Genomic DNA, 26,354 nt, shown 5'->3' on the forward strand with positions numbered 1-26,354 from the left:
AACGCGTTCAACCCTCGGCGTGTGGAAGGCTGGTGACATGCCCGCCACCCTGCGCGAAGGCGGCGCACCCGACGCCGCCGCCGTCGCCGCCCTGCTCACCGCCAGCCGCCGCAGCGCCTACGCCGGACTCGTCCCGGACGCGGCGCTCGCCGCCGACAGCTCGCAGCAAGTCCTGTGGGAACTGCGGCTGAGCGCGGACTACGGCCCGCCTGCCGACACCCCCACCCTGCTGCTCGCCGAAGACCCCGACGGCACCCTGGCCGGCTTCGCCTACCTGGTGCCCGACGGCGCCGTCGTCCGCCTGGAACAACTGCACGTCCGCCCCGACCGCACCGGCACCGGCCTCGGCACCCGCCTGCTGCACGCCGCACTCGCCTGCCACCCGGACCGGCCCGTCCGCCTCGAGGTGCTGGCCGCGAACCGCCGCGCGATCCGCTTCTACGAGCGCCACGGCGCGAGCCGCGTCGGGCGCGGTGTCGCGCATTTCCCGGACGGGACGGTGCTGCCCGAGTACGAATACGGCTGGCGGTAGTCGGGGCCTGCGGTCGCGCCCCCGTCAGGACTTTCGGATCGCGGCGGGCAGGGCTGCCAGCAGGGCAAGTGTCGCCGCGGCGAGTGGCAGGAGGTACCCGGTGCCGGGGGAGGTGTGCTGGGCGACGGCGCCGCCGAGTGTCGCGCCGGTGGAGATGCCGATCAGGATCGCGGAGACGGCCAGGGCCATGGCCTCGTTCAGGCGGTGTGCGGGGAGAAGCTCCTGAACCATCGTCATGCCGGTGATCATGGTCGGTGCGGTGCCCGAACCGGCGGCCAGTAGCGCCGCGCCCAGGAGTGTCACGCCCGCCCCGGCCCGGCCGGCCGTGAGGGGTAGCAGCATCAGGGCGGCCATCGCGCCCGCGCCGAAGGCGAGTCGCACTGCGGCCGGGCGTCGCGGGCGGATCGCGCCGAACGCCAGCCCGGAGGCGCAGGATCCGGCCGCGACCAGCGCCAGCAGCACGCCGCCGGCCGACTGCCGGCCGAGCGCGTCGGTGTAGGCGAGGGTGGTGACCTCCAGCGAGCCGAACAGCACGCCGGCCGCCAGGAAGCCGGCCAGTAGCGGGAGGAAGCCCCGGGTGCGGAGCAACCCCCTTGGGGCGGTGGCCTGTTGGGCGACTTCGGGCAGCGGCGGTTCGGTGCCGCGCTGGGCGGCGAACAGCAGGGTGCCGACGGTGCCCAGGGCCCAGGCGGCGAGCAGTCCGGCTTCGGGGGCGAGCGCCGTGCACAGGGCCATGCCGAGGACGGGCCCGGCCATGAAGCACAGCTCGTCCAGCGACTGTTCGAGCGCGTTGGCCCGGTGCAGCACGGCGGCGTCGGCGCGGTGCAGGTGCGCCCAGCGGGCCCGGGCCATGCCGCCCAGGTTGGGGCTGGTGCCGGACAGCGCCCAGCACGGGAAGAGCGTCCAGTCGGGTGCGCCGGAGCGGACGCAGAGCAGCAGCGCGCCCGTCGGCAGTGCGGTGGCGAGGACGGCGGGGACGGCGACCCGGGCCTGTCCGAGCCGGTCGACCAGCCGCCCGAGCGGCGGCAGCAGTGCTGCCCCGGCCAGCACCCCGACCGCCGAGACCGCGCCGGCCAGCGCGTACGAGCCGCGACGGTCGGCGATCAGCACCACGACGGAGACGCCGTACATCGCCAGGGCGAGCCGGCCGAGCAGGCCGGCCAGGGTGAACGTGAGACTGCCCGGCACGGCGAACACCGGGCGGTAGCGGGCGAGTGGCAGGGACAACGCACAACTCCGGGGAAGAAGAGGGGGATTGCTCCACCCTCGGGCCGGGCCCGGGGCGCCGTCCAACACTTAATTCGTCCGATCCACCGGATCCTGTTGTTAATCTCCCGCCGTGCCCCGTGACGTCCACCCCCGCCTGCTGCGCAGCTTCGCCGCCGTCGCCGAGACCCTCCACTTCGGCCGCGCCGCCGAACGCCTGCACCTGGCCCAGCAGGCCGTCAGCCGGGACGTGCAGGCGCTGGAGCGGGAGCTCGGCTGTGCGCTGTTCCAACGCTCCACCCGCAGCGTCGAGTTGACCGAAACGGGGGCGGCGCTGCTGCCGAAGGCCCGCCAACTGCTGGAACTCCAGGGCGAGATCACCGCGCTCGGCGACACCCGGACGCTGCTGGTGGACGTCAACAGCCCCGGCGGCAACCGCGAACTCACCGCCGAGCGGGTTCTCGCCGCCGCCCGCCGACGCCGTCCGGAGGCCGAGCTGCTGGCCCGCTACTGCGGTGGACTCACCGCTGCCGCACGGGAGTTGGCGGCGCACCGGCTGGACGCCTCGTTCGGGCGGTACGCCGGACTGCCGGCCGCCGTGCGGTCCCGGCTGGCGCACCTGCCGGTGCGGCTGGAGCCGATGGCGGTGTTCCTGCCGCTCGGCCATCCGCTGGCCGCGCTGCCCGCCGTGCCGCTGGCCGCGCTGGCCGGGCATCCGGTGGACGTGTTCGCGGGGCAGCCGGACACCGCCGAGTGGACCGACCTGGGCCTGCGGCTGCTCGCCGAGCACGGCCTGGCCGCCGCACCCAGCCGTACTCCGCCGGTCGGTGCCGCCGAGTTCGCCCGCTACCTGACCCGGCACGGCAGCCCGATCCTCACCACCACGGACGGGCCGGACATCCCTGGCGGGGTGGCGCGGCCGCTGGTCGATCCGGTGCCGCTCAGCCTGGTCGGCCTGGTGCACCGGCCCGAACCGCGCCACCCCGGGCTGGCCGCACTGCGCGAATCGGCGGCCGAACTCGCCGCCGCGGAAGGCTGGTTGGCGAGGCCGCCGGGGAGCTGGCTGCCGGCCGAGGACGCCGCGCTGCTGCGGTAGCGCAGGCCGCGGAAACGGCTGCGGAAAGCGCTGCGGAAACGGCGGCGCCCCCGCCGTGGGGGACGGCAGGGGCGGTACCGGGGGCCGCGGGGCGGCCGGGACAGACGGTCTCAGGAGGCTCGCACGGCGGAGATGTCCAGCGTCAGCTTGACCTTCTCGCCGATCAGCACGCCGCCGGTCTCCAGCGCGGCGTTGTAGGTCAGGCCCCAGTCGGTGCGGTCCACGGAGGTGCCGCCCTCGAAGCCGACCCGGTTGGCGCCGTAGATGTCGGTGGCCGCGCCGGTGAACTCCAGGTCGAGGATGACCGGACGGCTGGTGCCCTTGATGGTCAGGTTGCCGTGCATCCGGTAGGTGTCGCCGTGGATGCGCTCGGCGGAGGTCGACTTGAAGGTGATCTCCGGGAAGGTGGCGGCGTCGAAGAAGTCGCCGGTGCGCAGGTGCTCGTCGCGCTGGGCCTGGTTGGTGTGGATCGAGGCGACCTTGATCACCAGGTCGGCGCGGGAGTTGGCCGGGTGGGCGCCGTCCAGGTGCAGCTTGCCCTCGTACTCGGTGAACTCGCCGCGGACGTTGGTGACCATCGCGTGGCGGACCGCGAAGCCGATCTTCGAGTGGGTGGAGTCGATCGTGTAGTCGCCGGTGAGGTGCGCCAGGTCCGGGCCCTGGACGGCGGCCGGGGCGATGGTGGCGGTGTTCTTGCTGCGGTTGAAGATGCCCATGGCTTCTCTCCTTCGGGAGGGTCGAAGCCGTTTGTTGAGGCTTCAACTTGTTGATGGCTCCACCATAGCCCGATCTGGTTCAACGTTCAACCATGAAGTCCAAATTTGAACCATCCGAGGGGAACCCTTGGTTTTCCCCAGCCTGTGGAGGGCGGTGGAAAACCGGATGCGCCGGGCGGATCCGGCGGTTCACACTGGCCGCCGACCCCCCGTTACTCCCCGAGGAGACTCGTGCAGTCAGCCGTCACCGTGTCGCCGTCCCAGGTCCCCGAGCTGCTGCTCGGACTCGCCACCGTGCGGCCGGTGTTCCTGTGGGGAGCACCCGGTATCGGCAAGTCCTCGCTGGTCAACCAGTTCGCCGAGTCGCTCGGCCTGGAGTGCGTCTCGCTGCTCGGCACCCAGCTCGCCCCCGAGGACCTGATCGGCGTCCCGCAGATCACCCCCGAGGGCCGCTCCCGGTTCTGCCCGCCCGAGATCATCGCCCGCGACCAGCCCTACTGCCTGTTCCTGGACGAGCTCAACGCCGCCACACCGGACGTGCAGAAAGCCTTCTACTCGCTGATCCTGGACCGCCGGATCGGGAACTACGAGCTCCCGGCCGGCTCCATCGTGATCGGCGCCGGCAACCGCGCCACCGACGGCGCCCTCGCCCGCCCGATGCCGTCCGCGCTGCTCAACCGCCTGGTCCACGTCCACCTGCGGGCCAGCTCCGACGACTGGCTCGGCTGGGCCGGCGCCCACGGCATCCACCCGTGGATCACCGACCACCTCACCGACCGGCCCGACCACCTGTGGTCCAACCCGCCCAAGACCGAGGAACCGTTCTCCACCCCGCGCGCCTGGCACATGCTCTCCGACGCGCTGCACTCCTTCGGCACCGGCCTGGACGAGGAGACCCTCAAGGTCCTCGCACACGGACTGCTCACCCCCGCGCACGCCGTCGCCTTCTGCGGCTACGTGAAGATCGTCCGCAACGCGTACGGGCTGGAGGCCATCCTCAAGGGCGACGCCTCCTGGCCGAAGCGGGTCGAGGACCGCGACCTGCTCTACTACCTCGCCGACAGCTTCCGTGGCCGACTGGTCAAGGAACTGCCCGCCCGCAAGGAACACGCCTCGCCGACCGTCCGCCAGCACGCCTACCGCTCCAAGTCACTGCTGGTGCAACTCGCCGAGATCTCCGTCGAAGTCGCCCAGACCGTCATCGCCGACGGCCCCGACGGCAACCCCGTGCTGCCGTCCTGGTTCCTCATCGAAGCCGCCCGCGACCTGCCCCGCCTGGTCGAGGCCCGCCGGTGAGCACCCGCCGCCCCGCCGACAAACCCGAACAGGACCCGGCCAAGGCCGCGTTCGCCGCCGGACTCGCCACGGTCAAGGCCAACCCGGCACTCCGCGCTGTCCCCGCCACCCTCTGCACTCTCGAGCCGGAACACTGCGACCTGCACCCCACCACCGGCTGGGCCGTCGTCACTTCCAACGGCACCGTGCACGCCCACCGCACCCGCCGCGCCGAACCCGAGGAATGGGCCTGGGCCCTCGCCCACGCCCTGCTCCACCTCGGCTTCGGCCACCTCCCCGCCGCCCGCGGCCCCCGCACCCAGCCCGACGCGCCCGAACTCGCCGCCCGCTGCACCGTCGTCAACCGCTACCTCGCCACCTTCCACATCGGCCGCGCCCCCGACGACCTGCCCGCCGCCTGGCCGGGCGGCGACGAAGAGACACTCGCCGCCCGCTGGCGCCGCGACGGCATCCCCGCCGAATACCGGGCCTGCGGCACCGGCGGCGACCGGCCCGACCAACTCCTGCGCGCCTGGTACTCCACCGACGACCCCGAGGACTGGACGCTCGCCTTCGCCCACGCCCTCACCCGCACCGTCTCCGCCGCGATGGACCTCGCCGCCGGCCGCCGCGAACACCTCGGCGGGCCCCGCCTCCCGCAGGGACCGTGGGAACGGGCGCTCAGCTGGTTCGTGGCCAACTACCCGCTGCTCGGCGGCCTCGCCGCCGGTCTCACCCTGGTCGCCGACGCCGAACTCGCCCGCGCGCACGGCATCTCGATCGCCGCCGTCAACGCCGACGCCGGCGAGATCTACCTCAACCCGCTGCGCCGCCAGACCGACGAGGAATGGCGCTTCATCCTCGCCCACGAAATGCTGCACGCCGCCCTCCGCCACGGCGACCGGGCCGGCGGCCGCGACCCCTACCTCTTCAACGTCGCCGCCGACTACGTCATCAACGGCTGGCTGCTCGAAATGGGCGTCGGCGACATGCCCGAAGGACTGCTCCACGACCCCGAGTTGAAGGGCCTCTCGGCAGAAGAGGTCTACGACCGGATCGTCCGCGACCAGCGCCGCATGCGCCGCCTCGCCACCCTGCGCGGCAAGGGCCTCGGCGACATCCTCGGCGAACCCCTGCCCCGGCCTGGCCACGGCGGCTACGTCGACCTGGACGAGTTCTACCGGCGCGGCCTGCTCCAGGGCTTCGACCTGCACACCCGCGAACGCGGCCTGCTCCCCGCCGGACTGGTCGAGGAAATCCGCGCCCTCGCCCACCCGCCACTGCCCTGGGACGCACAACTCGCCCGCTGGTTCGACGAGTTCGTCCCCCGACCGGAACCCCTCCGCTCCTACGCGAGACCCTCCCGACGGCAGTCCGCCAGCCCCGACATCCCCCGGGCCGGCCGCTACCACCCGCCCGAGGAGACCCCGCGCTGCACCTTCGGCGTCGTCCTCGACACCTCCGGCTCCATGAGCCGCACCCTCCTCGGCAAGGCCCTCGGCGCGATTGCCTCCTATGCCGCCGCCCGCGACGTCCCCGCCGCCCGCCTCATCTGCTGCGACGCCGCCCCGCACGACTCCGGCTACCTCCCCGTCGCCGAACTCGCCTCACGCGTACGGCTCCACGGCCGCGGCGGGACGGTACTCCAGCCCGGCATCGACCTGCTCACCCGAGCCCAGGACTTCCCGCCGACGGCGCCGGTACTGATCATCACGGACACGGAGTGCGACGTGCTGCGCGTGCCTCGGCGAGAGCACGCGTACCTGATCCCGCGCGGTGCGACGTTGCCGTTCACGCCACGGGGGCCGGTGTTCCACATGAGCTGAGCAACCAGGGAGAGCACCACCAGGGGCGCGGGGAGACTTGCGCGAGCTGGTGGGCGCGAAGTCAGGGGCGCGGGGAGACTCGCGCGAGCTGGTGGGCGACCAACCAGGGGCGCGGGGAACTGCGCGAAGGGGAACGCACCCGCCGGCAAGATCGCGACGCAGGACAGTGACCTGCACTTGATCGCGACCTTGCGGACGGGCGTGCGCTTGTCGCGCAGTTCCCCGCGCCCCCTGGTTGGTCGCCCGCCTGCGTTCGCGCAGCTCTCCCCGCGCCCCTGGTTGGTCACTCACCAGCTCTATGGTGGAAGCCCCAGCCACTCACGTTCTCGGAGGCCCCGACCCCATGTACGTCCTGCACGCGCTCTGGCGGGCCGGCGGCCGCCTCGCGGTGTGGGCGGAGGATGCGGCGGCGTTCACGGGGCGGGCCGTACAAGGGTCGCGGCACCCGTACGCGTGCTCGGCAGGTGAGGTCGCGGGGCTGCTCGCGGCTACTGGCGCGGGGCCCGCGTGGCTCGCGGAGCGGGGGGCCGAGCGGTGGGTGAGTCTGCGGTTGCCGACGCTGGGCTCGCGGCCGACGCCGTCGCCGGATCTGCCGGTGGGGTCGACCGCGAAGGGGCTGGTGCTGCAGGCGTGGCGGGTGCCGGCGTTGGTGTTCGAGCGGGCCGAGGCGGCGCAGCTGCTGGGTGAACTGTTCGATCCGTACTGGCCGGGGACGACCGTCGAGCTGCCCGGTGGGCGGGCGGCGGAGCTTGCGTACGGGGCGTCGTTGCGGTGGTTGACGGCGGTGCACGACCTGGCGTGGCGGCTGGTCGGGCGGGGGCGGGTGCTGCCCGCGCTGGTGGAGGAGGCGGACGGGTGGGCGGCGCGCTGGCGTCCCGCGCTCGATGGTCCGGCCCGCCGCGAGAGCAGCGGCCTGGCGGCGGGTTGCCCGCCGATCGCCCGCGCGGAGGACGGCGCCGAGCGCACCGGTGCGGCCCTGTTCACCGCCGTCCTGGACGCCCTCACCGACCACGAGACCCGCACCGCGCTCGAGGCACCGCCGGCAGCCGCGGCGCCGCAGGACTGGCTGGAAGCCCTCCGCGGCGCCGACCCCCGCCTCCCTGCCGCGCCCGACTCCGACGTCGCGGAGCGCCTCGCGGCGTGGAGCGTGGGGACGGAGCCCGCCGGTGAAGTCCGGCTCGCGTTCCGGCTGGCGGAGCCGCTGGGCAGTGCGCCGGACAACCCGGATGCGGAAGTCCCGGACGAGAACTGGCGGCTGGACGTGCTGGCCGGCCCGGCGGACCGGCCTTCGCTGCTGCTTCCCGCGGCCGAACTCTGGTCGGACGGGCCGGGGTTGGCGGCGTTGGGCCGCACTCTCGGCGACCCGGTGGAGGCGTACCTCGCCGAACTGGACCGCGCCGCCCGACTCTGCCCGGACCTGCGCGCGGCCCTGCACCGTACCCGGCCCACCGGCGTCGATCTGGACCGGGCCGGCGCGCTCGCGTTCCTGCGCGACACCGCTCCGTTGCTGACCGCCGCCGGGTACGGCGTGCTGCTGCCCGCGTGGTGGCGCCGGCGGCCGCGTCTCGGCCTGGCGGCAAGCGCGCACAGCGGTCCGGCGCCCGGTGCGGTGAAGCGCGCGGCGCAGGCCGACCGGGACGCCGTGGTGGACTTCCGCTGGCAGCTCGCGGTGGGCGAACAGCCGCTCACCCAGGAGGAGTTGGACGAGCTGGCCGGCGCCCAGCAGGGCCTGGTCCGGCTGCGCGGCCAGTGGGTGGAGGTGGACGCGGCCCAACTCGCCGCCGCCCTGCGGTTCCTGGCCGCCCGCCGGGACGATCCGCAACTGGACGCCGCGACGCTGCTGCGGCTCGCCCTGGACGACGGCGCGGTGGTCGACGGCCTGCCGGTCACCGTGGTGCACGCCGACGGCCCGCTCGGCGACCTGCTCGCGGGCCGCCTCGGCCGGCTCCCCGGCGCTCACCGCACCCCGCCCCCGCCCGGCTTCGCCGGTGCTCTGCGCCCGTACCAGGAACGGGGGTTGGCCTGGCTGGACGCCCTCGGCCGGCTCGGGCTGGGCGCGGTGCTGGCCGACGACATGGGCCTCGGCAAGACCGTCCAGACGCTCGCCCTGCTGGCCCTGGAGCACGCCCGCGGCGCCCGCGGCCCCGTCCTGCTGGTCTGCCCGACCTCGCTGGTCGGCAACTGGCAGCGCGAGGCGGCCCGGTTCGCTCCCGCCCTGCGCGTCCAGCTGCACCACGGTCCCGACCGTACCGCCCCCGATCCGGCCGCCGACCTGGTGATCACCACCTACGGGGTGCTCCAGCGCGACGCCGCGGCACTGCGCGCGATCCGCTGGCGGCGGGTGGTCGCGGACGAGGCCCAGCACATCAAGAACCGCTCCGCCCGGCAGTCCCGGGCGATCCGCTCGCTGCGCTCCGGCCCGCGGATCGCGCTCACCGGCACGCCGGTGGAGAACCGCCTTGCCGAACTGCACACCGTCCTGGACTTCGCCAACCCCGGCCTGTTCGGCACGGCCGAGTCGTTCAAGGAGCGCTACGCCGTCCCGGTCGAGCAGTCCGGCAACCGGGAGGTCGCCGCCCAGCTCCAGCGGCTCACCGGCCCGTTCCTGCTGCGCCGCCTGAAGAGCGACCCCGAGATCGGCGAACAGCTGCCCGCCAAGCAGGAGTTCACCGTCCGCTGCAACCTGACGCCGGAGCAGGCCGGGCTCTACCAGGCGGTGGTCGCCGAACTGCTGCGCCGCCTGAGCGGGGTGCGCGGGGTGGAGCGCAAGGGTGCAGTGTTGGCGGCCCTCGGCCGGCTCAAGCAGGTCTGCAACCATCCGGCCCAACTCCTGCACGACAACTCGCCGTTGGGCGGACGCTCGGGCAAGGTCGAGCGGCTGGTCGCGCTGCTCCGGGAGGCCCTGGCGGAGGGCGACCGGACGCTGGTGTTCACCCAGTACGCCGAGTTCGGCGCGCTGCTCCAGCCGCACCTGCGCCACCGGCTCGGCACCCAGGTGCTCCACCTGCACGGCGGGCTGTCCGCGCCGCGCCGCCAGGAGCTCGTCGACCGTTTTCAATCCCCGGACGGGCCAGGGGTGTTCGTGCTGTCGCTGAAGGCGGGCGGGACGGGGCTCAACCTGACCGCCGCCAACCAGGTGATCCACCTCGACCGCTGGTGGAACCCCGCCGTCGAGGACCAGGCCACCGACCGCGCCCACCGGATCGGCCAGCACCGCGAGGTCCAGGTCCGCCGCCTGGTCTGCGTCGGCACCGTGGAGGAACGGATCGCCGAACTCCTCCAGGCCAAGCGCGAGTTGGCGGACGCCGTGGTCGGCGCCGGCGAACAGTGGCTGACCGAACTGCCCACCGAGCAGCTGCGCGAACTGCTCACCCTGTCCGCAGACGCCGTGGGGGAGTGACCGCCATGACCAAACGCCCCGACTCCGATCGCCCCCTCGACCAGTGCCTGGACGCCTTCTGGCAGGGCGAGTTCACCCTCCGCCCGCCCGACGCGCCGCCCGAACGCCCCGACCCGGCCCTCGACCACCTCGGCCCGAGCGGCCTGACCGTCCGCGGCCGCGACCTCGCCGAACTGCTGGCCCCCGACTATCGCCGCCTGGTGGACGGAAGTTGACGGCCTATCCCAGGAGGAACTCGCCCACCAGTCGGGCGAATTCGGCCGGCTTCTCGACCCAGGGCCGGTGCCCCACGCCCTCCAGCACCTCCAGCCGGGCCCCCGGATGGAGCGCGGCCGCCAGCCGGGCCGGAGCGGTGCCGATCATCCCGTCCAACTGCCCCGCCACCACCAGCACCGGCACGGCGACGGGTGCGGCCTCGCCCGCGCCCGCGTAGAACGCCGCCCGCATCCACAGCGCGATCGGCACCAGCTCCGGATCGAAGGACGCGGCGCGCGCCCGGTCGTCCCAACTGCCCCAGAAAAACGGGGTGATGCGCTCGGTCAGCTCCGCCGGATCGCCCTGCCCGGCGGCCAGCAGCGCCGCCGCCCGCGCCGCGTCCGGGTACCAGGGCTGGTCGGCGCGGGCGGCCCGGAGCGCCGCCAGCTCCGCCTCGTCCGGCTCGCGCGAGCCCCGTCCGACCGGCGTCACCAGCACCAACGACCGCACCCGGTGCGGGAATTCGGCGGCGTAGCGCTGGGCGGTGAGGGCGCCCGCGGAGTGGCCGAGCAGGTCGAAGGAGTCGAGCCCGAGGTGCTCGCGCAGCGCCTCCAGGTCCTTCACCTGCTCGGTGAACGAGCAACTCGCCCGGTCGGCGGGCTCGGTGGAGCGGCCACTGCCGCGCGGGTCGAGCCGGATCAGCCGCCGGTGCGCGTCCAGGCCGCCGAGGTCGCCCAGGTATCGGGCGTCCGCGCCCGGGCCGCCCGGGATCGCCAACAGTGGGGCGCCGTCGCCGAGTTGCTCGTAATGCAGGGCCGTTCCGTCGTGGGCCTGAAAGGTCGTCATGCGGCGGATCGTGCCACGCGTCGGACCGGGCCCGCCCGGAATTCCGCGCCTCGGTCAGATCAGCCCGTGACCGCGTAGCGCCGCCCGCAGCCCTGCCGCACCCAGATAGTGGTGGCCGTGCATCCCGAGCGCCTCGGCGGCGGCCACATTCCCGGCGCTGTCATCCACGAACAAGCAGGCTGTGACCGGCATTTGGGCCCACTCGGCCGCTGCCAGGTAGACCCGCTCGTCAGGCTTGGCGACCCCCAGGCGCGCGGTATTGACCACCGCGTCGAAGACGGCGTCCAACCCGAGCGCAGCCAGGTCGGCTTCCAGCCGGGTGGTCCCGTTGGAGACCAGCACCACCGGCACGCTCCGGCGCACCTCGCCGAGCAACCCCAGCACCTCCGCATCCACCCAGGACGCCTGCCGCCCCCAACCCGCAACCACCTCGCGCGCCCGCGCCGCCGACCCGCACACCACACCCAGATCCTCCGCGACGGCGCCCCGCCACTGCTCATCGGTGACCAGCCCGGTGACAGCAGGCACCAGCCGCTCCGCCCGGAACGCCGCCCCTGCGACGGTGCCCGGCGGCAGCCCGTGCGCCGCGTCCACCTCGGCCAGATCGGCCCAGATCCGCAGCACCCCGTCCAGATCGCACAGCACGGCGCCGATCGTTCGTTCCGCCATCACGCCACCCCTCAACCCTCGCTCCGCGCACGGACGTTACCCGACCGGCCGGACCACCATGGCGCGTGCGCCCGCTAGCAATGTGCTTGCAATAGCAAGCAGGCGGGTGCAGACTGCCGGTATGGCATCACTGAACGTGGGCTCGCTCGGCGAGTACATCCGGGAGCAGCGGCGGAACGCGCAGTACTCACTGCGGCAGTTGGCCGAGGTCGCCGGGGTGTCCAACCCGTACCTGAGCCAGATCGAGCGCGGGCTGCGCAAGCCCAGCGCGGAGATCCTTCAGCAGATCGCCAAGGCATTGCGGATCTCGGCGGAGACGCTGTACGTACAGGCCGGGATTCTGGAGGAGCGGGACGAGCAGGGGCCGGGGCTGCGGGCCGCGATCCTCGCCGACCCGCAGATCAACGAGCGGCAGAAGCAGGCCCTGCTGGCGGTGTACGAGGCCTTCCTCAAGGAGAACCAGGCCGCCCGCCCGGCCGCCGCCCACCCGACCGACCCCGCGTGACCCGACCGCACGGGCGCACCCGACCTGAAGGACTCGACATGCCGATCAGCGACGAACTCAAGAAGACCCTCACCGACCCCACCCCGCTGTACGCCCTGGCCGGCGCCGGCGACCTGGCCTACGAGAAGCTGCGCGAGGTCCCCGGGCAGCTGGAGGCGCTCGCCGCCGACCGCAAGGGCACCCAGGACAAGGCCACCGCCGCCCTGCAGGACGCCGGCACCAAGCTGGTCGAGGCGCAGGCGAAGGTCACCGAGGCGGTCAACGCACTGCCCACCGACGTGAAGGAACTCCAGGCCAAGGCGCAGGAGTTCGCGATGCAGCAGGTCGGCCGGGCGCTGGAGTTCGCGGTCAAGGCCAAGGAGGTCTACGACGAGCTCGCGGTCCGCGGCCGCACCGTGGTGGACGCCGCCAGCACCCGCGGGCAGGACGACGCCCCGGTCGTCGAGGCCGACGTCGAGGAGGTCGTGCTGGCCGAGGTCGTGGTGGACGAGCCCGCCGTCGAGTCGAAGCCCGAGGCGAAGAAGCCCGCCCGCGCCCGGAAGACCACCGCCGCCAACGGCTCCGAGTGACCGGCGCCGCGTGACAGGTGCGGGGAACGGCACACCGCCTAGGGCCGTTGATCCGGGCAGTGTCCGTGCCAGGATGGAATTGAGAGAGTGAGGAGCACCAGGTGCAGATCCTGCATTACAACCTCCTGAACCCGTTCTGGTGGCTGGCCACGGCGATCATCGGCTACAAGATCTTCGCGTTCGTGGACGCGGCGATCCGCCGCGACGACGCGTACCGCGCCGCCGACAAGAAGACCAAGGGGTTCTGGCTGGTCGTGCTCGGCCTGGCCCTGGGCGCGGACCTGCTGTTCGGCGCCAACCCGGTGTCCGGCCTGCTGACGCTGGCCGGCCTGGTCGCGGCGATCGTCTACGTGGTGGACGTCCGCCCCGCGATCAAGCTGCTCACCGACGGCCGCGGCCGGGGCCGCAACGCCGGGCCCTACGGCCCCTGGTGAGACACCCGCACGAACGGAAGGGGCGGCCCCGCACGGGGCCGCCCCTTTTGCGTGTCCGGCGGGCCGTTTGCGTGTTCGGCGGGCCGTCAGCCCATGATCACCGGGACGGGGTTGCGCTCCAGCAGCAGCACCGCGACATCGTCGGTCAGCGCCCCGCCGTTCAGCTCCTCGACCTCGGCGATCGCCGAGTCCACCAGCCGGCCCCGGGTCAGCCCGGCGGCCTGGTGGTCGGCGATCAGCTCGATCAGGCCCTCCTGGCCCAGCCGCGGCGAACCCGCCCCGACCTTCCCCTCGACCAGCCCGTCGGTGTACAGCAGCAGCCGCCAGCCCGGGCCCAGCTCCAGCCGCAGGGCCGGCCAGCTGGACAGGGTGGCGTCGCACGGCAGCAGGCCCAGCGCCGGGCCGGCCTGCTCGGACGGCAGCAGCACGGGGACGGCGTCCGGCCCGAGCAGCAGCGGCGCGGGGTGCCCGGCCAGGAACAGCTCGGCGGACTCCGGCGCGCCGTCCGCGCGGGGCGCGTCCAGCACCACCATGCAGAGCGTCGCGAAGATCTCGTCGCTGCGCCGCTCGTGCTCCAGCACGTGCTGCAGCGTGGTCAGCAGGTGCTGGCCGCTGAGCCCGGCGAACACCAGGGTCCGCCACGCTATCCGCAGCGCCACGCCGAGGGCGGCCTCGTCGGGACCGTGGCCGCAGACGTCGCCGATGACCACGTGCACCCGGCCGTCCTTGGTGCGGACGGCGTCGTAGAAGTCGCCGCCGAGCAGGGCGCGGCGGCGGCCCGGCCGGTAGCGGCGGGTGAAGGCCAGTCCGGCGCCGTCGAGCAGCGGGGTGGGCAGCAGGTGGCGCTGCAGGCGGGCGTTCTCCTGGCCGCGGATCTCGGCCTCCACCAGGCGGCGCTGCGACTCGTCGGCGCGCTTGCGTTCCACCGCGTAGCGCAGCGCGCGGGCCAGTAGCGGTCCGGCGGTGTCCTGCCGGAGCAGGAAGTCCTGGGCGCCGGCGGCCACCGCGGCCGCGCCGAGTTCGGCGCCGGCGGTGTCGGTGAGCACCACCACGGCGGTGTGCGGGGCGCGCTGCAGCAGTTCGCGCAGTGCGTCCAGGCCGTCGCCGTCGGACGGCCGTTCGGTGGGCGCGCCGAGGTCGAGCAGCACGCACTGGAAGTCGGGGTACCGGGCGCCGCGCCGGCCGTTGCCGGGCAGTGGCGGCAGCAGGGCCAGTGCCTCGTGGATGCCGTCCACCCGGTGCAGTTCGGCGTGCGCGCCGAGCTCCTCGGCCAGCGACTCGAACAGCCGGTGCTCCGGCCCGTCGCCCTCGATCACCAGCACCCGGAAGTCCGCGGCCGCGGCCCGGGCCGGCTCGCCGCCGCCCTGCGCGGTGCCACGCGGATGCGGTATCGGCGCGGACCCGGTGGCCCGGGTGCGGCGCTGCTGCGTGCCGCGCCGGCTCTGACTGCGCTCGGCGGCCCCCGCGTCGTTGGTCGCGTCGGGTGCCCGCCCGTCTCCCGTAGCGGGCATCGGTCGGTCCTTCCTTTCCCCGACAGGCCAACGGCCGGTGTCCGTCCACGGTGCCCGTGTGGCACCGGGCATCGGGGAGCTTCCCGCGACCATAACGTGATCTCCGAGGATTTCTTTGCCTGAGCGGCGCCGATGTGGTTATTGCCACGCTTCCGGTGGCCTTGTTCCGTAGGGTTTCCGCCACCACAGAACCGGAGTTGACGGGAGTTGAGCAGCGGTGACGCGGATCACGCTGGTGCAGGGTGACATCACGGATCAGCGGGTGGACGCGGTGGTGAACGCCGCCAACAGTTCACTGCTGGGCGGCGGCGGGGTGGACGGGGCGATCCACCGCAGGGGCGGGCCGGAGATCCTCGCCGAGTGCCGGAAGCTGCGCGCCTCGCACTACGGAAAGGGCCTGGCGACCGGACGGGCGGTGGCGACCACGGCGGGCCGGCTCCCGGCGCGCTGGGTGGTGCACACGGTGGGGCCGGTGTTCCGGGCGGAGGACCGCGAGCAGCGCACCGAGCTGCTGGCCTCGTGCTATCGGGAATCCCTTCGGGTGGCGACGGAACTGGGGGCGCGGACGGTGGCCTTCCCGGCGATCTCCGCCGGGATTTTCGGCTGGCCGCTCGACGATGCCGCTCGGATCGCCCTGACGACCGTGGCCGAGCAGGAGCCCGACCTGGACGAGGTGCGTTTCGTGCTGTTCGGGGCCGAGACGTACGAGGTGTTCGCGCGAGTGCGGGACGAGCTGGTGGGGTAGTTCGGAGCAGGGGGCGCTGATGGGCGCTCAGGGGGGCGCACGACGGCGCATTCGGGCGCTCCCATGGTGACCCGCCCGGCCGTCAACACGCCAGGGGTAATCGATAACTCGTTCGAGTGAACTGCTGAACTGATGATCGGGCCGGGCCGGTCGAGCGGGTGGAGCCGGGCTCAGCGCGGCGCCAGCGCCGCCCAGTCCACCGTCAGCTCGCCCTGCCGCCGTCGGGCCGGCGCGTCCCGCAGCGGCCAGTCCGCGGCCAGCGCCGCGCAGGTCGCCGCCCAGCGCTGCCGCGCCCCGAACGCCCCCAGCGGCGCGGCCGCCGCCCACGCCCGGTCGAAGTCCCGCAGGAAGGCGTGCACCGGCCGCCCCGGTACGTTGTGGTGGATCAGCGCCTTCGGCAGCCGCTCCGCCAGGTCCGACGGCCGCTCCAGGCTCCCCAGCCGGGCCGCGAAGGTCACCGTCCGCGGCCCCTCCGGGCCCAGCGCCACCCACACGTGCCGCCGCCCGATCTCGTCGCAGGTGCCCTCCACCAGCAGCCCGTCCGGCGCCAGCCGCCCGCACAGCCGCGACCACACCTCGGCGACCTGGTCCTCGTCGTACTGCCGCAGCACGTTCGCCGCCCGGATCAGCTGGGCCCGCGCCCCGCCGGGCAGTGGCACCTCGAAGCCGCCGCGCCGGAACTCCAGCAGCGGCGGGTCGGCCATCGGCAGCGCCGCCGCCACCCGCGCCGGGTCGATCTCGATGCCCACCACCCGGACGTCCGCCCGCACCGCCCGCAGCCGGGCCGCCAGCTCCACCGCCGTCCACGGCGCCGCCCCGTACCCGAGGTCCACGGCGACCGGCGGGTGCACGGCCGCGCGCAGCGCCCGGCCCATCGAGTACGCGATCCAGCGGTCCATCCGCCGCAGCCGGTTGGTGTTCGTCGTCCCCCGAGTGATCGTCCCCACCGGCCGGCTCGACCGGCCCCGGGACAACGGCATGTCGCTTGCGGCCATGGTCACCAAGCGTACGCAGCGCCCGCGCGCGCCGGGAAAGCACGTCCGAAGGGATCGTCCGCCACCGGGAATACGGGGGCACGACGACGCGGTTGGCACCCTTGACGTCCTACCGCCCGCAGCTTCCGGCCGCGGGCGGCGGCGCGTGAACAGACCGAAACCGGTACAGACGCAGTGACGGGCAGTGCCCCAGGGAGGCTTCCGCAGGTGACCCACCACCTCGTCCGCATGCCCCGCGGGGAGTCGCGGTCGGCCGCAGTCCCTCCGCGCCAGCGCCGTCCCCGCCGGATCGCGATGCTGAGCGTCCACACCTCGCCGCTGCACCAGCCGGGCACCGGCGACGCCGGCGGGATGAACGTGTACATCGTCGAGCTGGCCAAGCGCCTCGCCGACCTCGACATCGAGGTCGAGGTGTTCACCCGGGCGATCAGCTCGGACGACGCGCCGACCGTGCAGCTCGCCCCCGGCGTGCTGGTGCGGCACGTCACGGCCGGCCCGTTCGAGGGCCTGCTCAAGGAAGACCTGCCGGCCCAGCTGTGCGCGTTCACCCACGGCGTGCTGCGCACCGAGGCCGGCCACCGCCCCGGCTACTACGACCTGGTGCACTCGCACTACTGGCTGTCCGGCCAGGTCGGCTGGCTGGCCGCCGAGCGCTGGGGCGTGCCGCTGGTGCACACCATGCACACCATGGCGAAGGTGAAGAACGCGGCGCTCGCCCAGGGCGACACCCCGGAGCCGGCCGCGCGGGTGATCGGCGAGACCCAGGTGGTCGGCGCGGCCGACCGGCTGATCGCCAACACCGCGGAGGAGGCCGCCGAGCTCGCCCACCACTACGCGGCGCGCCCCGAGCAGCTGGCCGTGGTGCACCCGGGCGTGAACCTGGAGGTGTTCCGGCCCGGCGACCGCGAGGCGGCCCGCCACCGGCTCGGCCTGCCGCAGGACGCCGCGGTACTGCTGTTCGCCGGCCGGATACAGCCGCTGAAGGCGCCGGACGTGCTGCTCAAGGCGGTCGCCCGGCTGCTGGAGCGCCGCCCGGACCTGCGCGAGCGGCTGGTGGTGCCGGTGGTCGGAGGCCCGTCCGGCACCGGCCTGGCCCGCCCCGAGAGCCTGCACAAGCTGGCCGCCCAACTCGGCATCAACGACGTGGTGCGGTTCTGCCCGCCGGTCGGCCAGCGGCAGCTCGCCGACTGGTACCGCGCGGCGACCGCCCTGGTGATGCCCTCATACAGCGAGTCGTTCGGCCTGGTCGCGCTGGAGGCGCAGGCCTGCGGCACCCCCGTGGTGGCGGCCGCGGTCGGCGGCCTGCCGGTCGCCGTCCGCGACGGCCTGACGGGCACCCTGGTGCCCGGCCACGACCCGGACGCCTGGGCGCAGGCCCTGCTGCCCTACGTCACCGACCCGGTGCTCGCCCGCATCCGCGGCGCGGAGGCCGCCCGGCACGCGGCGGCGTTCGGCTGGCTGACTGCGGCCGGCTCCACCGCCGAGGTGTACGCGGGCGCGATGGCCGCAGCCCGCCAGGTGCACCGCCCCTGACGGAAGCTCACCCCGGAGCGCACCGTGACCGGCGCGACACCCCACGGCGGTCGACGGCCGGTTAGCGTGGGGGCATGGCCGCCAAGGACGACGCACTCCCCCTCCTCCGTGCCGCGCTCGACGAGGCCGGTGTGGCCTGGGAGCCGGCCGCCACCGACCCGTACACGCTGGTCGCCTCGCTGCCCGGCACCCGCAAGCTGTCCACCGCCTGCGCGCTGCGGATCGGCGACCACACGCTGTCGGTGAACGCCTTCGTGATCCGCCGCCCGGACGAGAACCACGAGGGCGTGTACCGCTGGCTGCTGGAGCGCAACACCCGGCTGTACGGGGTGGCGTACGCGATCGACCGGCTCGGCGACGTCTACCTGGTGGGCCGGCTGCCGCTGGAGGCGCTGACCGCCGATTCCGTGGACCGGCTGCTGGGCACCGTGCTGGAGAACGCCGACGAGCCGTTCAACACCCTGCTGGAGCTCGGCTTCGCCACCGCGATCCGCCGCGAGTGGGAATGGCGCACCAAGCGCGGCGAGTCCACCCGCAACCTCACCGCCTTCGCGCACCTGGCGAGCGAGAACCCGCCCGCCGACAGCTGAGCCCGGTATCCTCCCGCCCGGGGAGGAAACGATGGATGCTGAACATGCCGCCGCACAACGGAAGTTGGAGTGGCTGGGGGCCGAACTCGACAACGAACTGGTGGAGCGCCGACGCCGCCGGGACTGGGACCGACGGCGGGCGCTGACCCTGCAACTGGCCACCGTCAGCCTGTCCGCGCTGGTCACCGTGCTGCTCGGCCTCAAGGTCGGCGAACCGCTGGCCAGCGAACTGGCCGACGTGGCACTGGCGTGCGGCGCACTGGTGACGGTGCTGGCCGCCTGGGCGGCCTTCTTCGGCTACCGGACGCTGTGGATCCAGCGCTCCGACACCGTCCACCGGCTGACCTCGCTGCGCCGCCGCCTCGCCCTGATGAAGGCCGAGTACGGCGACGCCGTCCCCGTGCCGGAGCAGGTGGGGCTGCTGGTGGACGAGTACCAGCGGATCCTCGAGGACGACCACGACTCCTGGGTGCGGCTGCGGCGGAACAGCGGCGGCGACCTGGCGAACTGACCGGCCGCCGAGCCGGTCAGGCCTCCGCGCCGACCGGCTCGACGGCGGGCGCCGCCGCAGGCTCGGCCGCGGGCTGCGGCCGTTGCCGGCCGATCGGCACGAACGCCACGGCCGCCAGCGTCCCTGCCGCCGCACACGCGCCCCACAGCGCCGCGCTGCCCGCGTACTGCAGCAGCAGCCCGCCCGCCATCGGGCCGACGAAGGACGCCAGCGACCAGGACAGCGAGTACACGCCCTGGTAGCGGCCGCGGGCCCGGGCCGGCGAGTGCTCGGCGACCAGCGCCATCATGGTCGGCGCGTTCACGATCTCGCCGATCGTCCAGATCGCCACCGTCAGCGCGTACAGCCCGGCGGACGAGCCGGCCACCGCCGTCAGGCCGAAGCCCCAGCCGATCAGCAGCGTGCTCACCATCAGCAGCGCGGTGCGGTTGCGGCCCTCCATCAGCCTGGTCAGCGGCAGTTGGAGCACCACGATCAGCACCCCGTTGAGGCTGGCCACCAGGCCGTACTGGGCGGTCGTGATGCCGTGCTCGCCCATGTCCATCGCCAGCGTGGTGGAGCCCTGCTGGAAGACCATCGCCAGCAGCAGGTTCACCCCGACCACCGCCATGAACGGCCCGTCCCGGAACACCGCGCCCAGGCCGATCGCCGGGCCCGACGGCTCGTCGGCCGCCTCCGCCATCGCCTGCGACAGCGTCTCGGGGACCTTCACGAACACCACCACCGCGCACAGCAGGGTGGTCAGCGCGTCCAGCAGGAACAGCGGCAGGTAGCCGTACACCGCGATCAGACCGGCCACCGCGGCGGAGGCGCCGAAACCGATGTTGATCGCCCAGTAGTTCAGCGCGTACGCCCGCACCCGGTCGGCGGGCGGCACCAGGTCGGCGATCATCGCGGACACCGCCGGGCGGGAGGCGTTGTTCGCCAGACCCACCAGGAACGCCACCGCGGCGATCGCCACCGGCCCGTCCATGAAGCCCAGCACCGCCGTGAACACCGCCGTCGACACCTGCGCCACCAGCAGCGTGGGCCGCCGCCCGAGCCGGTCGGTCAGCACCCCCGCACCGATCGCCGCGACCGCCGAACCCAGCCCGAACAGGCCCGCCACCAGGCCCGCGTAGGCCTCCGAATACCCCCGGTCGACCGTCAGATAGAGCGCCAGGAACGTGACGACGAAGCCGCCGAGCCGGTTCACCAGCGTGGACGTCCACAACCACCAGAACTGCCGCGGCAGCCCGCCCGCCGCCCTGCGCGCTTCGGAGACCAGACGGGCTGAGAGGGGCATGGGGGCTCCCGGAGCGGCGAAAACGGTAAGCGGCAAAACTGCTGATGGCACATTACGTCCGACGTGGACAGCCCGGCCACCGAATTTCCCCCTCTATTAAGCTGGCCCCATGGCTGACACGACCTACCGCTTGATCCTGCTCCGCCACGGCGAGAGCCAGTGGAACCAGAAGAACCTGTTCACGGGATGGGTCGACGTCGACCTCAACGAGAAGGGCGAGAAGGAGGCGGCCCGTGGCGGCGAACTGATGCTCGCCGAGGACCTGCTGCCGGACGTGCTGCACACCTCGCTGCTGCGCCGCGCCATCCGCACCTCGCAGATCGCCCTCGACAAGGCCGACCGCCACTGGATTCCGGTCCGCCGCAGCTGGCGCCTGAACGAGCGCCACTACGGCGCCCTGCAGGGCAAGGACAAGGCCCAGACCCTCGCCGAGTTCGGCGAGGAGCAGTTCCAGCTCTGGCGCCGCTCCTACGACACCCCGCCGCCGGCCCTGTCCGACGACTCCGAGTACTCCCAGGCCGGCGACGCGCGCTACGCGGAGATCCCGTCCGAGCTGCGCCCGCGCACCGAGTGCCTGCAGGACGTCGTCCGCCGCATGCTCCCCTACTGGTACGACGCCATCGTGCCGGACCTCGCCGCCGGCAATACCGTCCTGGTCACCGCCCACGGCAACAGCCTGCGCGCCCTGGTCAAGCACCTCGACGGCATCTCCGACGAGGCCATCGCCGGCCTCAACATCCCCACCGGCATCCCGCTCGTCTACGAGCTCGACGCCGACTTCAAGCCGGTCACCCCCGGTGGCCGCTACCTCGACCCCGAGGCCGCCGCCGCCGCGATCGAGGCCGTCAAGAACCAGGGCAAGAAGTAAGACCTCCTTTCCCGCTCAGCCCCCTGCCCGGTGCGACGAAGCTCCGGGCCCAGGGGGCTGTTCCGTGTCCGGGTGCCGGGGCGTCAACCGATTGGTGGCGGCGGGTGGTTCAGATCACTCGGGGTGGTTCAGACCATTGACGGCGGTCGGTCGGGCTTCTAGCGTGGGGGCCAATGTCGGCGCGGGCATGCCAATGCTGGCCGCACCCCCACGCGGCCCCGCGCGTGCCCGCGTTCATGTACTCCATCCACCCCCACGGAGGAGCACCATGCGCAAGCGCAACATCCTGGCGGTCGGCTTCGCGGCCGCCGCGGCAGTCCTGGCGACGGCGATCCCCGCCAGCTCGCACGGATACATCACCACCCCGCCGAGCCGGGCCGGCCTGTGCGGGGCGGGCGTGGTGAAGAAGTGCGGCCAGATCCAGTGGGAGCCGCAGAGCGTCGAGGGCCCGAAGGGCTTCCCGGCGGCCGGGCCGGCCGACGGCACGCTGTGCGCGGGCGCGGACCCGCGCTGGGCGCCGCTCGACGACCCGCGGGCCGGCGCCTGGCCGACCACCAAGGTCACGGCCGGCCAGCAGCTGACGCTGACCTGGAGCATCGAGGCGCGGCACGCCACCACGTCGTTCCGGTACTTCATCACCAAGCCGGGCTACGACGCCACCACGAAGATCACCCGGGCGAACCTCAACCCGACCCCGTTCCTGACCGTGCCGATGGGCGGCAAGCAGCCCCCGGCCACGCTCAGCCACACCGCGACGCTGCCCTCCGGCCTGACCGGCCACCAGGTGATCCTGGCGGTCTGGGACATCGCGGACACCGGCAACGCGTTCTACCAGTGCATGGACGTCACCTTCTGAACCATCTGAGGCGCCGTACGACGAGGGCCGGGCACCATCGGTGCCCGGCCCTCGCTCATGCCGTCAGTGGCCGCCCCCGCAGCAGCCGCCGGTCGCGCCGCCGCACTGGCACGGCGCGCCGGACTGGCAGCCGCAGCCGCAGCCCGGGCCGCAGCCGCAGCCCGCGGCGAGGACCGGCAGCAGCTTCGCCGCGGCCGGGGCGAGTGGGCTCGGCGGGGGAGTGGTCGGGTTGCCGGTCGTCTTCATCGCGCTGAAGCCTCCTCGTCCGGGCGGAGCCGGGCAGCCCGGTGGACGCCCGTCCCTTCGAGTGAAACGCCGTCCTGACGCGCCGTCAACGGGCGTGCGGAGGTGGGAGGTTCACGCGGCGTGCGCCCCCGGAGGGGCGCACTGCGAAAACGTTTACTCGGCCGAGTCCGCGGTGGCCATGAACTCGTCCACGTGCTCGCCGGTGACCAGGAACACCACGCGCTTGGCGACCGAGACCGCGTGGTCGGCGAAGCGCTCGTAGTAGCGGCCGACCAGGGTGACGTCCACCGCGGTCTCGATGCCGTGGTGCCAGCGGTCGTCCAGCAGGTGCGAGAACAGTTCGCGGTGCAGCGCGTCGATCGCGTCGTCGTCCGCCTCCAGCTCCAGCGCCTTGTCCACGTCCTTGGTGGCGATCACCAGGCCGGCCTTGGCCACCAGGCGCTGCGCGAGCTGCCCCATCTCCAGCACAATCGGGTGCAGGTCGTTCGGGACGGCGGTCTCCGGGTAGCGCAGCCGGGCCACCTTGGCGACGTGCCGGGCCAGGTCGCCGCAGCGCTCCAGGTCGGAGCTCATCCGCAGCGAGGTGACCACGATCCGCAGGTCGGTGGCGACCGGCTGCTGGCGGGCCAGCAGGTCGATGGCCCGGTTCTCCAGGTCGTGGTGCAGGTTGTTGACCTTCTCGTCGGCGGCGATCACGCTCTCCGCCAGCTCCAGATCCGCGTCCAGCAGTGCGGTGGTGGCCCGTCCCATCGCCGAGCCGACCAGGCGGGCCATCTCGACCAGACCGTCGCTGATCGAGTCGAGTTCCTCGTGGTACGCGTCGCGCATTGCTGTTCTCCTCCAGTACCGGTGTCGGTGGCGGTGCCGACCGGACGCCCCGTACCGGGCGGCCCGGTGCGGGGCCGACCGAACGGACGGCCGCTGCTGGTGGCGCGAATGGTAGCCGCGTCACCGCCCACACGGGCTTGCACGGCCCACACTGATCCGTTCGGGCGACCCCCCGCGGCATCAGCGGTGAATCGGCAGCATCGTGAAGGTGAATTCTCGGCAACGCCCGGCCGATGCCTTGATCGCACCCTTACGGAGCGCGCCCGGCCACCATTTACGCTGGCAAGCATGGACGTGAACGTGGCCGCCGCCGCTGCCAGCGCCATAGCCGGGCTCGGCGTCGGTCTCACCGCATCCATCGCCTTCCGCTGGAGCGAGCGCGAGCAGGGCCGGAGCAAGGGCAGCAGCAGTAGCGGCGGCAAGAAGCCGGGGCCGGAACCCCTCCAGGAACCGGCCCTGCCGCCCGGCGTGGACACCGTGCTCTCGGTGCTGCGCTCCTGCGCGATCGTGCTCGGCGACGGCGACGAGGTGGTCAAGGCCTCCTCCGCCGCCTACTCGATGGGCCTGGTCCGCGGCGGCCGGGTGGCGGTGGACCCGATGCTCGCGCTGGCCCGCTCCACCCGCCGGGACGGCGAGATCCGGCAGATCGAACTGGAACTCACCCGCCCCGGGGCCGTCGCCCGGGCCGCCGAACCGCTGGCGGTCTCGGTCCGGGTCGCCCCGCTGGGCTCCCGGCTGGTGCTGGTGCTGGTCGAGGACCGCACCGAGCGCCGCCGGATCGAGGCGATCCGCCGCGACTTCGTGGCCAACGTCTCGCACGAGCTGAAGACCCCGGTCGGCGCGCTCTCGCTGCTCTCCGAGGCGGTCGCGGACGCCTCCGACGACCCGGAGGCGGTGCAGCGCTTCGCCGGCCGGATGCAGGTCGAGGCCACCCGGCTGGCCAGCCTGGTCCAGGAGATCATCGACCTCTCCCGGGTCCAGGACGACCAGCTGAAGGTCGACCCGGAGCCGGTCGCGGTGGACGAACTGATCGCCGAGGCGATCGACCGCTGCCGGCAGACCGCCGCCGCCAAGCAGATCGTCATCGCCGCGGGCGGCACCACCGGCCTGTACCTGGTCGGCAACCGCGGCCAACTGGCCGCCGCACTCGGCAACCTGGTGGAGAACGCGGTGAACTACAGCCCGCCGCGCACCAGGGTGGCGATCGCCACCCGCCGGATCTCCAGCGCCGCGGCGCTGGGCGAGGCGGACGGCGAACTGATCGAGATCTCGGTGACCGACCAGGGCATCGGCATCTCGGAGAAGGACCGCGAGCGGATCTTCGAACGCTTCTACCGGGTGGACCCCGCCCGCTCCCGCCTCACCGGTGGCACCGGCCTCGGCCTGTCCATCGTCAAGCACGTCGCCGCCTCGCACCGCGGAACCGTGTCGGTGTGGAGCGTCGAGGGCCAGGGTTCCACCTTCACACTGCGACTCCCCGCCGGGCAGGCCCCGGTCGAGGACCGCGCATCCTCAGCAGCACCCACACTTCCTGCCCCGGAGGCCCGATCGTGACCCGTGTACTGGTGGTCGAGGACGAGGAGTCGTTCAGCGACGCCCTGTCGTACATGCTCCGCAAGGAAGGCTTCGAGGTGGCGGTCGCCGCCACCGGGCCCGACGCGCTGGAGCAGTTCGAGCGCAACGGAGCCGACCTCGTCCTGCTCGACCTGATGCTGCCCGGCCTGCCCGGAACCGAGGTCTGCCGCCAGCTGCGCGTCCGCTCCAACGTCCCGGTGATCATGGTCACCGCCAAGGACAGCGAGATCGACAAGGTCGTCGGGCTGGAGATAGGAGCCGATGACTACGTCACCAAGCCCTACTCCACCCGCGAGCTGGTCGCCCGGATCCGCGCGGTGCTCCGCCGCCGCGGCGAGGACGCGAACGGAGACGGCGCCGCCGCCCCCGGCGCGCTGGAGGCCGGCCCGGTCCGGATGGACGTCGACCGGCACGTGGTGACGGTGGACGGCGCCAAGGTCGACCTGCCGCTCAAGGAGTTCGACCTGCTGGAGATGCTGCTGCGCAACGCCGGCCGGGTGCTCACCCGGATGCAGCTGATCGACCGGGTGTGGGGCGCGGACTACGTCGGCGACACCAAGACCCTGGACGTCCACGTCAAGCGCCTGCGGGCGAAGATCGAGCCCGACCCGGGCGCGCCGCGCTACCTGGTCACCGTGCGTGGCCTGGGCTACAAGTTCGAGCCGTAAACCGCAGGTACGACAGACCGACGAAGGGGCCCCGCCGCGGCGGGGCCCCTTCGTGTGTGCCTGGTGTCAGTGCGTGGCGGGAGCCGACGGGCTGCCGGCCGGGGCGCTCGGCGAACCGCTCGCGCCGGCGCCGGCGGCCGGGGACGAGGCCGCACCCGGGGAGGCGGTGACGCCCGCCGACGGCGTGGCCTTGGCCGCCGGGCCGAAGCCCTGGTAGTAGCCGACGGCCGGCTGCACGTTGGCGTTGGCGGAGACGTCGCCGGCGCTCTTGAAGGTGAAGGTGGTGTCGTTGTAGCCGCCGACCGTGACCTTGGCGTTCGGCACCTGGGCCAGCGCGGCGCCGCCCTTGCCGCCGATCAGCACCGACTCACCGGCGTGGATGACGATCTGCGAGACCTGCGCGCCGTTCTCGTCGGTCAGCGTCGCGGCGGAGCCACCGACCTTGACCCCGGTCAGCACCAGGTCGTCCTTCGGCGCGGTGTTGGCGATGTTCGCGGTGACGGCGACCGGGCCCGCATACTCGCCGGCCGAACCCGCGGGGGCGACCACGACGATGTTGTTGAGCTTGACCGAGTTGTCGATCGAGGTCGCCGCGTTGTCCGGCTTGATCTGCAGCGTGTCGGCGTCGTTGCCCGCCGCGCAGGCGGACAGCGGGACGATCGCGGCGAGGACGAGGGCGGCGGCAGCGCCGCGTCGAAGGCTCCGGCTCACGGCGGCGACTTCTCCTTGGTGGGGACGATCCCACGGAAAAGGGATCACGGTCGGTGGTCGAGGGCCACACTACCGACCACACATATCCGGGAATCACGGGGTGGCCCCGTGTCGCAGTCCGATCACGATCCCGGCCGCTCGGCGAGTCGGAGGCAAAAACTCA

Annotated in this window: 27 protein-coding genes; 17 read left to right on the plus strand and 10 right to left on the minus strand. The window is 73.4% G+C overall.

Annotated elements, in window-relative coordinates; translation table 11 throughout:
* The first annotated feature begins 37 nt into the window (after positions 1 to 37).
* Complete coding sequence (locus tag ACFYS8_RS23760; RefSeq protein ID WP_387643917.1) at positions 38 to 532, plus strand: GNAT family N-acetyltransferase; 495 nt, start codon at positions 38 to 40, stop codon at positions 530 to 532.
* 24 nt (positions 533 to 556) lie between these two features.
* Here ACFYS8_RS23760 and ACFYS8_RS23765 read toward each other — a convergent pair whose 3' ends face one another.
* A complete protein-coding gene (locus tag ACFYS8_RS23765; RefSeq protein WP_387643919.1) occupies positions 557 to 1,759 on the minus strand; it encodes an MFS transporter in 1,203 nt (400 codons plus the stop codon).
* A gap of 112 nt (positions 1,760 to 1,871) precedes the next feature.
* Here ACFYS8_RS23765 and ACFYS8_RS23770 point away from each other — a divergent pair, with 112 nt between their 5' ends.
* On the plus strand, positions 1,872 to 2,834 hold the full coding sequence (locus ACFYS8_RS23770; protein ID WP_387643922.1) for a LysR family transcriptional regulator: 963 nt from the start codon (positions 1,872 to 1,874) through the stop codon (positions 2,832 to 2,834).
* Positions 2,835 to 2,944: 110 nt separating this feature from the next.
* On the opposite strand, the gene ACFYS8_RS23775 is transcribed toward ACFYS8_RS23770, so the two are convergent.
* On the minus strand, positions 2,945 to 3,550 hold the full coding sequence (locus tag ACFYS8_RS23775) for a YceI family protein (RefSeq protein ID WP_387643925.1): 606 nt from the start codon (positions 3,548 to 3,550) through the stop codon (positions 2,945 to 2,947).
* A gap of 231 nt (positions 3,551 to 3,781) precedes the next feature.
* On the opposite strand from ACFYS8_RS23775, the gene ACFYS8_RS23780 reads away from it, so the two are divergent.
* The 4 genes from ACFYS8_RS23780 (at position 3,782) to ACFYS8_RS23795 (ending at position 10,266) form a co-directional block, all read left to right on the plus strand.
* A complete protein-coding gene (locus ACFYS8_RS23780; RefSeq protein WP_387643928.1) occupies positions 3,782 to 4,846 on the plus strand; it encodes an ATP-binding protein in 1,065 nt (354 codons plus the stop codon).
* On the plus strand, positions 4,843 to 6,651 hold the full coding sequence (locus ACFYS8_RS23785; RefSeq protein ID WP_387643931.1) for a hypothetical protein: 1,809 nt from the start codon (positions 4,843 to 4,845) through the stop codon (positions 6,649 to 6,651). The genes ACFYS8_RS23780 and ACFYS8_RS23785 overlap by 4 nt, the downstream gene beginning before the upstream one ends.
* 343 nt (positions 6,652 to 6,994) lie before the next feature.
* On the plus strand, positions 6,995 to 10,051 hold the full coding sequence (locus ACFYS8_RS23790) for an SNF2-related protein (RefSeq protein WP_387643934.1): 3,057 nt from the start codon (positions 6,995 to 6,997) through the stop codon (positions 10,049 to 10,051).
* A gap of 5 nt (positions 10,052 to 10,056) precedes the next feature.
* Positions 10,057 to 10,266 (plus strand): hypothetical protein, encoded by a 210-nt coding sequence (locus tag ACFYS8_RS23795; RefSeq protein ID WP_387643936.1) that lies wholly within the window; start codon positions 10,057 to 10,059, stop codon positions 10,264 to 10,266.
* A 4-nt stretch (positions 10,267 to 10,270) separates the two neighbouring features.
* Here the strand turns inward: ACFYS8_RS23795 and ACFYS8_RS23800 are convergent, their stop codons facing one another.
* Together ACFYS8_RS23800 and ACFYS8_RS23805 are read right to left on the minus strand one after the other, a co-directional pair.
* A complete protein-coding gene (locus tag ACFYS8_RS23800; RefSeq protein ID WP_387643938.1) occupies positions 10,271 to 11,092 on the minus strand; it encodes an alpha/beta fold hydrolase in 822 nt (273 codons plus the stop codon).
* Between the two features lie 54 nt (positions 11,093 to 11,146).
* A complete protein-coding gene (locus ACFYS8_RS23805; RefSeq protein WP_387643940.1) occupies positions 11,147 to 11,761 on the minus strand; it encodes an HAD-IA family hydrolase in 615 nt (204 codons plus the stop codon).
* A gap of 121 nt (positions 11,762 to 11,882) precedes the next feature.
* Between ACFYS8_RS23805 and ACFYS8_RS23810 the strand changes: the two genes are divergently transcribed.
* The 3 genes from ACFYS8_RS23810 (at position 11,883) to ACFYS8_RS23820 (ending at position 13,269) form a co-directional block, all read left to right on the plus strand.
* On the plus strand, positions 11,883 to 12,266 hold the full coding sequence (locus ACFYS8_RS23810; RefSeq protein ID WP_387643943.1) for a helix-turn-helix domain-containing protein: 384 nt from the start codon (positions 11,883 to 11,885) through the stop codon (positions 12,264 to 12,266).
* 38 nt (positions 12,267 to 12,304) lie between these two features.
* The gene (locus ACFYS8_RS23815; protein WP_387643946.1) at positions 12,305 to 12,835 is read left to right on the plus strand and encodes a hypothetical protein; all 531 of its coding nucleotides are present in this window, start codon (positions 12,305 to 12,307) and stop codon (positions 12,833 to 12,835) included.
* A gap of 107 nt (positions 12,836 to 12,942) precedes the next feature.
* Positions 12,943 to 13,269 carry a DUF2516 family protein gene (locus ACFYS8_RS23820; RefSeq protein ID WP_387644959.1) on the plus strand — a complete coding sequence of 109 codons (327 nt, stop codon included), beginning with the start codon at positions 12,943 to 12,945 and terminating at the stop codon, positions 13,267 to 13,269.
* An 86-nt stretch (positions 13,270 to 13,355) separates the two neighbouring features.
* Here ACFYS8_RS23820 and ACFYS8_RS23825 read toward each other — a convergent pair whose 3' ends face one another.
* The gene (locus ACFYS8_RS23825; protein WP_387643949.1) at positions 13,356 to 14,780 is read right to left on the minus strand and encodes a PP2C family protein-serine/threonine phosphatase; all 1,425 of its coding nucleotides are present in this window, start codon (positions 14,778 to 14,780) and stop codon (positions 13,356 to 13,358) included.
* Between the two features lie 217 nt (positions 14,781 to 14,997).
* On the opposite strand from ACFYS8_RS23825, the gene ACFYS8_RS23830 reads away from it, so the two are divergent.
* A complete protein-coding gene (locus ACFYS8_RS23830; RefSeq protein WP_387643951.1) occupies positions 14,998 to 15,525 on the plus strand; it encodes an O-acetyl-ADP-ribose deacetylase in 528 nt (175 codons plus the stop codon).
* A 170-nt stretch (positions 15,526 to 15,695) separates the two neighbouring features.
* Here the strand turns inward: ACFYS8_RS23830 and ACFYS8_RS23835 are convergent, their stop codons facing one another.
* Positions 15,696 to 16,520 (minus strand): class I SAM-dependent methyltransferase, encoded by an 825-nt coding sequence (locus tag ACFYS8_RS23835; protein WP_387643954.1) that lies wholly within the window; start codon positions 16,518 to 16,520, stop codon positions 15,696 to 15,698.
* A 228-nt stretch (positions 16,521 to 16,748) separates the two neighbouring features.
* On the opposite strand from ACFYS8_RS23835, the gene mshA reads away from it, so the two are divergent.
* From mshA to ACFYS8_RS23850, 3 genes are all read left to right on the plus strand, one after another.
* Positions 16,749 to 18,053: a D-inositol-3-phosphate glycosyltransferase gene (mshA, locus tag ACFYS8_RS23840; RefSeq protein ID WP_387644961.1), complete on the plus strand. Its 1,305-nt coding sequence runs from the start codon at positions 16,749 to 16,751 to the stop codon at positions 18,051 to 18,053.
* A 74-nt stretch (positions 18,054 to 18,127) separates the two neighbouring features.
* Complete coding sequence (locus ACFYS8_RS23845) at positions 18,128 to 18,643, plus strand: YbjN domain-containing protein (RefSeq protein ID WP_387643956.1); 516 nt, start codon at positions 18,128 to 18,130, stop codon at positions 18,641 to 18,643.
* Between the two features lie 31 nt (positions 18,644 to 18,674).
* On the plus strand, positions 18,675 to 19,154 hold the full coding sequence (locus ACFYS8_RS23850) for an SLATT domain-containing protein (protein ID WP_387643959.1): 480 nt from the start codon (positions 18,675 to 18,677) through the stop codon (positions 19,152 to 19,154).
* Between the two features lie 16 nt (positions 19,155 to 19,170).
* Here ACFYS8_RS23850 and ACFYS8_RS23855 read toward each other — a convergent pair whose 3' ends face one another.
* Positions 19,171 to 20,439, minus strand: coding sequence for an MDR family MFS transporter (locus ACFYS8_RS23855; RefSeq protein WP_387643961.1), 1,269 nt, complete (start codon positions 20,437 to 20,439; stop codon positions 19,171 to 19,173).
* 109 nt (positions 20,440 to 20,548) lie between these two features.
* Here ACFYS8_RS23855 and ACFYS8_RS23860 point away from each other — a divergent pair, with 109 nt between their 5' ends.
* Positions 20,549 to 21,307: a phosphoglyceromutase gene (locus tag ACFYS8_RS23860; protein ID WP_387643964.1), complete on the plus strand. Its 759-nt coding sequence runs from the start codon at positions 20,549 to 20,551 to the stop codon at positions 21,305 to 21,307.
* 268 nt (positions 21,308 to 21,575) lie between these two features.
* Positions 21,576 to 22,163, plus strand: coding sequence for a lytic polysaccharide monooxygenase (locus ACFYS8_RS23865; RefSeq protein ID WP_387643967.1), 588 nt, complete (start codon positions 21,576 to 21,578; stop codon positions 22,161 to 22,163).
* A 63-nt stretch (positions 22,164 to 22,226) separates the two neighbouring features.
* Here ACFYS8_RS23865 and ACFYS8_RS23870 read toward each other — a convergent pair whose 3' ends face one another.
* Together ACFYS8_RS23870 and phoU are read right to left on the minus strand one after the other, a co-directional pair.
* The gene (locus ACFYS8_RS23870; RefSeq protein WP_387643969.1) at positions 22,227 to 22,409 is read right to left on the minus strand and encodes a hypothetical protein; all 183 of its coding nucleotides are present in this window, start codon (positions 22,407 to 22,409) and stop codon (positions 22,227 to 22,229) included.
* 153 nt (positions 22,410 to 22,562) lie between these two features.
* Positions 22,563 to 23,237, minus strand: a complete 675-nt coding sequence (gene phoU / locus ACFYS8_RS23875; RefSeq protein WP_387643972.1) for a phosphate signaling complex protein PhoU — start codon at positions 23,235 to 23,237, stop codon at positions 22,563 to 22,565.
* 288 nt (positions 23,238 to 23,525) lie between these two features.
* On the opposite strand from phoU, the gene ACFYS8_RS23880 reads away from it, so the two are divergent.
* Both ACFYS8_RS23880 and ACFYS8_RS23885 read left to right on the plus strand, forming a co-directional pair.
* Positions 23,526 to 24,791, plus strand: a complete 1,266-nt coding sequence (locus ACFYS8_RS23880; protein WP_387643975.1) for a sensor histidine kinase — start codon at positions 23,526 to 23,528, stop codon at positions 24,789 to 24,791.
* Positions 24,788 to 25,480 (plus strand): response regulator, encoded by a 693-nt coding sequence (locus ACFYS8_RS23885; RefSeq protein ID WP_380363657.1) that lies wholly within the window; start codon positions 24,788 to 24,790, stop codon positions 25,478 to 25,480. Before ACFYS8_RS23880 ends, ACFYS8_RS23885 begins: the two co-directional genes overlap by 4 nt.
* 66 nt (positions 25,481 to 25,546) lie before the next feature.
* Here ACFYS8_RS23885 and ACFYS8_RS23890 read toward each other — a convergent pair whose 3' ends face one another.
* On the minus strand, positions 25,547 to 26,191 hold the full coding sequence (locus tag ACFYS8_RS23890; RefSeq protein WP_387643979.1) for a DUF461 domain-containing protein: 645 nt from the start codon (positions 26,189 to 26,191) through the stop codon (positions 25,547 to 25,549).
* Positions 26,192 to 26,354 lie beyond the last annotated feature (163 nt).

The organism is Kitasatospora sp. NPDC004615, assembly GCF_042873545.1.
GTDB lineage: Bacteria > Actinomycetota > Actinomycetes > Streptomycetales > Streptomycetaceae > Kitasatospora.